3 protein-coding genes and 1 pseudogene are annotated in these 5,368 nt (G+C 63.7%); 1 reads left to right on the top strand and 3 read right to left on the bottom strand.

Features of this window, described 5'->3' with window-relative positions:
- The 3 genes and pseudogenes from H8A92_RS39435 to urtA all read right to left on the bottom strand — a co-directional run.
- Nucleotides 1-636 (bottom strand): ABC transporter permease subunit (locus H8A92_RS39435; RefSeq protein WP_420831434.1); only part of this gene is annotated, 636 nt, incomplete at its 3' end.
- Nucleotides 633-2,227, bottom strand: a pseudogene (gene urtB, locus H8A92_RS39430) (urea ABC transporter permease subunit UrtB). The pseudogene urtB and the gene H8A92_RS39435, both read right to left, overlap by 4 nt.
- A gap of 132 nt (nt 2,228-2,359) precedes the next feature.
- Nucleotides 2,360-3,688, bottom strand: coding sequence for an urea ABC transporter substrate-binding protein (urtA, locus tag H8A92_RS39425; RefSeq protein ID WP_146989050.1), 1,329 nt, complete (start codon nt 3,686-3,688; stop codon nt 2,360-2,362).
- A gap of 465 nt (nt 3,689-4,153) precedes the next feature.
- On the opposite strand from urtA, the gene H8A92_RS39420 reads away from it, so the two are divergent.
- On the top strand, nt 4,154-5,368 hold a 1,215-nt coding region (locus tag H8A92_RS39420; RefSeq protein ID WP_229200652.1), incomplete at its 3' end, for a DEAD/DEAH box helicase.

The raw sequence follows: 5,368 nt of genomic DNA, 5'->3' as shown, positions 1-5,368 counted from the left end.
CAGGAACAGCGCGGCACGCGTCCCCTCCGCCTGCACGTTGAAGCCGAGGATATCCTTGAAGTCGGTCAGGCCGTTATTGCCGCCGAAGCCGAAATCATTGCGGAAGAACGCCAGCAGCAGCGCATAGGTCATCGCCTGCGTGATGATCGACAGATACACGCCGGTGACGCGCGAGCGGAAGGCGAGCCAGCCGAAGCAGAAGGCCAGCAATCCGGGCACCAGCAGCACCATCAGCGCTGCAAACCAGAATTTGTCGAAGCCGTACCAGTACCAGGGCAGCTTGTCCCAGTTCAGGAACACCATGAAGTCGGGCAGGATCGGATTGCCGTAGACGCCGCGGCTGCCGATCTGGCGCATCAGGTACATGCCCATCGCGTAGCCGCCGAGCGCGAAGAAGGCTCCATGACCAAGCGAAAGAATCCCGCAATAGCCCCAGATCAGATCGATCGACAGCGCGAGGATGGCGTAGCAGACATATTTGCCCCACAGCGCCACTAGATAGGTCGGCACCTGGAACATCGAGCCCTGCGGCAACAGCAGGTTCGACAGCGGGATCAGTACGCCGACGGCGGCGACGAGCAGGACGAACGCCGTCGCGGCGCGGTCAAGCGAACGGGTGAGGATGTGCGGCGTCATGCTTCCACCGCCCGGCCCTTCAGCGCGAACAGGCCGCGCGGCCGTTTCTGGATGAACAGGATGATCAGCACCAGGATCGCGATCTTGCCGAGCACCGCCCCCGCCACAGGCTCGAGGAACTTGTTGGCGATGCCGAGCGTGAAGGCGCCGACCAGCGTGCCCCAGAGATTGCCGACGCCGCCGAACACCACGACCATGAAACTGTCGATGATGTAGCTCTGGCCGAGATTGGGGCTGACATTGTCGATCTGCGACAGCGCCACGCCGGCGATGCCGGCGATCCCCGAGCCGAGGCCGAAGGTCAGCGCATCGACCCGCGAGGTGGCGATCCCCATCGAGGCCGCCATGCGGCGGTTCTGGGTCACCGCGCGCATCTCGAGCCCGAGCGCGGTGTAGCGCAGCATCGCAAGCAGGATGGCGAACACCGCGAGCGTGAAGCAGAGGATCCAGAGCCGGTTATAGGTGATGGTGATCTGGCCGAGCTCGAACGCGCCGCTCATCCAGGAGGGGTTGCCGACCTCCCGGTTGGTCGGGCCGAACGCGGTGCGGACCGCCTGCTGCAACACCAGCGACAGGCCCCAGGTCGCGAGCAGCGTTTCCAGCGGACGGCCGTAGAGGAAGCGGATGATCGTGCGCTCGATCAGGACGCCGATGAAGCCCGCGACCAGGAAAGCGAGCGGCACCGCGATGAGAAGCGAATAATCGAACAGCGCGGGATAGCGGGTGCGGATCACCTCCTGCACCACGAAGGTGGTGTAGGCCCCGAGCATCACCATCTCGCCATGTGCCATGTTGATGACGCCCATCACGCCGAAGGTGATGGCAAGGCCGATCGCGGCGAGCAGCAGCACCGAGCCGAGCGAGAGGCCATACCAGGCGTTCTGCACCATCGACCACATCGCAAGATTGCTCTGGATCGAGGACACCGCGCTTGCGGCCGCCTTGGTGACCAGCGCCGGCTGGTCGCCAAGCCCGGTGAGCAGCGCCAGCGCCTCCTGATCGCCGCGCGCCTTGACCACGGCGACGGCGTCGAGCTTGTCGCTGTCGGATGCATCCGACTTGAACAGGATGATGGCGGCGCGCGCCTCGGCGAAGGCCTGCTTGATCGACTTGACGCTCTCCTTGGCGAGCGCGCTCTCCACCGTCGGCAGCAGGTTTTCCTCGTGGCTCTTGAACACCGATTGCGCCGCGGCGAGCCGCTTGGCGGATCCGGCGACAGCAGGGTCAGGCCGCCGAGCGCGGCCTCGACGGTGCGGCGCAGCCGGTTGTTGAGCCGAACGGCCGCAGCGTTGTCCGGCAGCTTGTCGACGGCAGCGCCGGTCGTCGCGTCGACGATCTTGCCGTCGGCCTGGGTGATGAAGACCTTCTTGCTGTCGGGATCGGCCGACAGCCGGCCGTCCTGCAGCGCGCTGATGATGGGCGACGCCAGTGCGTTGCCCGATGCGGCGATCTCGCCGACCGCGGCCTCGGTGTCGGAGAACTCATCATTGGCGAATTTGGCGACTGAATCCTCGAACGGGCCGGCCAGCGCCGGCACAGCAAGGCAGCTCAGCAGCAGGATCGAGAGAAACAGCGCACGAAAGCGATCAATACAATTGGCGAACACGTCAGGACCCCGGCAGGAGTGTGAGGAGAAGGCGGCGAGCACGCCGCCTTCTCCAGGTTCTTGGATGGTTGTGTTGTGTCGTTGATCAGGTCAGGAGCTTAAGAGCCTTTAAGCTGCTCAAGAGCCCTGGCCGCCGCACTTGTTGGTCTTGGTGTTGTAGTTGCCGCACTTCTTGCCCACCCAGTCGCCGATCAGGTCCTTGGAGCCTTCGAGCTCCTTCGACCAGGCGTCGCCGGCCACCAGGCCCGGGGTCTTCCAGACCACGTCGAACTGGCCGTTGCCCTTGATCTCGCCGATGAACACCGGCTTGGTGATGTGGTGGTTCGGCAGCATCTTCGAGGTGCCGCCGGTCAGGTTCGGCGCCTCGATGCCCGGGAGAGCGTCGATCACCTTGTCCGGATCGGTCGACTTCACCTTCTCGACCGCCTTCACCCACATGTTGAAGCCGATGTAGTGCGCTTCCATCGGATCGTTGGTCACGCGCTTCGGATTCTTGGTGTAGGCCTGCCACTCCTTGATGAACTTCTCGTTCGCCGGAGTCTTGATCGACTCGAAGTAGTTCCAGGCGGCGAGATGGCCGAGCAGCGGCTTGGTGTCGATGCCCGCGAGCTCTTCTTCGCCGACCGAGAACGCGACCACCGGAATGTCGGTCGCCTTGATGCCCTGGTTGCCGAGCTCCTTGTAGAACGGAACGTTGGCGTCGCCGTTGATGGTGGAGACCACCGCGGTCTTCTTGCCGGCCGAGCCGAACTTCTTGATGTCGGCCACGATCGTCTGCCAGTCGGAATGACCGAACGGCGTGTAGTTGATCATGATGTCGTCCTGGGCGACGCCCTTCGACTTCAGATAGGCTTCCAGGATCTTGTTGGTGGTGCGCGGATAGACGTAGTCGGTGCCGGCCAGCACCCAGCGCTTCACCTTCTCTTCCTTCATCAGATAATCGACGGCGGGGATCGCCTGCTGGTTCGGCGCCGCGCCGGTGTAGAACACGTTGCGCTCGGACTCTTCGCCCTCATACTGCACCGGATAGAACAGGATGTTGTTCAGCTCCTTGAACACCGGGAGCACGGACTTGCGCGACACCGAGGTCCAGCAGCCGAACACGACCGCAACCTTGTCCTTGGTGATCAGCTCGCGCGCCTTTTCGGCGAACAGCGGCCAGTTCGATGCGGGATCGACCACGACGGGCTCGAGCTTCTTGCCAAGCACGCCGCCCTTCTTGTTCTGCTCGTCGATCAGGAAAAGGATCGTGTCCTTCAGGGTGGTTTCGCTGATGGCCATGGTGCCCGACAGCGAGTGAAGGATACCAACCTTGATGGTGTCGTCGGCCGCTTGCGCGGGCGCGAAGGGCGAGGACGCAGCCAGACCCAAAACCAGGCCGGCCGTCGCCGCGAGCGCGCGGCGGCGGGTCATCGTCGCTATTCCGTGAGTAAGCTGAGTAAGCATGAAATGTCGTCTCCCTGACGCAGGCGTGAACGCTTGCGAAACGGCCGCATGGCCGCCTGCGGTTAAGGGAATCGCAAGAACTGTGCCACGGTGCGTGGGCACCGTAAGCCGATGAACCGGTTGGATAATTTCACGAGTTCCGGGCAAATACGGACGGCGACTGCCCAAGCATTGAGCCGCCAACCTGACTGCTGAAAGAGCAATCAGGTTATTTTCTAGGCAGAATTTGAGACTTGGCTAAATTTCCGGCACCGATTTGTGACAGTTTGCGCGATGGTTCAGCGAACTCCGCGCACCAAAGCCAGCGATATCATCTTGAAACCGCCAAGTTCCTGGTCCATATCCTCGTCATGCCCGCGACATCGCGGTGCCTTCGCGAGCTGCGTGTTCAAGCTGCCCCAAGCGGCTTCTGGCTCGCCTTTCAGCTAACCCAGCTTGACGCCCCAGACACGCGGGTGTCCCCGAATGCCTTCATGCGATTCCGGCCAATACTGGCCGGACGATGACGGCTTTTATGGAAAGAACCATCTTTTGACCTCCTTTCAGGATTTCGGCCTCGCCGATCCCATCGCCCGCGCGCTTCGAGAAGAAAACTATCTCACGCCGACCCCCATCCAGGCCCAAACCATCCCGCTCGCACTTGCCGGCCGCGACGTCGTCGGGATCGCCCAGACCGGAACCGGCAAGACGGCGTCCTTCGCGCTGCCGATCCTGCACCGGCTGCTGGAGAACCGCGTCCGTCCGCAGCCCAAGAGCTGCCGCGTGCTAGTGCTCTCGCCCACCCGCGAACTGTCCGGGCAGATCCTCGACAGCTTCAACACCTACGGCCGCCACATCCGGCTGTCCTCGACGCTCGCCATCGGCGGCGTGCCGATGGGCCGCCAGGTCCGTTCCCTGATGCAGGGCGTCGAAGTGCTGGTCGCCACCCCCGGCCGCCTGCTCGATCTCGTGCAGAGCAACGGACTGAAACTCAACCAGGTCGAGTTCCTGGTGCTCGATGAAGCCGACCGCATGCTCGACATGGGCTTCATCAACGACATCAGGAAGATCGTCGCCAAGCTGCCGATCCGGCGCCAGACGCTGTTCTTCTCGGCCACCATGCCCAAGGACATCGCCGAGCTCGCCGAGGCGATGCTGCGCGACCCCGCCCGCGTGGCGGTGACGCCGGTGGCCTCGACGGTGGATCGCATCGCCCAGCGCGCGATCCAGGTCGATTTCGCAGCCAAACCGACGGTTCTCGCCCAGCTTCTGAAGCAGGAGCCGGTCAATCGCGCCCTGGTCTTCACCCGCACCAAGCACGGTGCCGACAAGGTGGTGAAGAGCCTCGCCAAAGCCGGCATCGAGGCCAACGCGATCCACGGCAACAAGTCGCAGAACCACCGCGAGCGCACGCTGGCGGCATTCCGTTCCGGTGAGATCCGCACGCTGGTGGCGACCGATATCGCCGCCCGCGGCATCGACGTCGATGGCGTCAGCCATGTCGTGAACTTCGACCTGCCCAACATCCCGGAAACCTATGTCCACCGCATCGGCCGCACCGCGCGCGCCGGTGCCGACGGGGTCGCGATCTCGCTGATCGCCGGCGCCGAGGAGATGGGCTATTTGCGCGATATCGAGCGGCTGATCCGCATTACCGTGCCGCGGGAAGACCGCCGCACGCAGGGTGGCCGCGAGGCTGCG

The sequence above is a fragment of the Bradyrhizobium acaciae genome (assembly GCF_020889785.1).
GTDB lineage: Bacteria > Pseudomonadota > Alphaproteobacteria > Rhizobiales > Xanthobacteraceae > Bradyrhizobium > Bradyrhizobium acaciae.
Note: the sequence above shows the minus strand (reverse complement) of the source record. Positions and strands in the feature narration are given on the sequence as shown.

What these genes read in the sequence shown, in the direction of transcription:
- urtA (WP_146989050.1), bottom strand. Translation starts at nt 3,688, where the DNA reads ATGCTTACTCAGCTTACTCACGGAATAGCGACGATGACCCGCCGCCGC.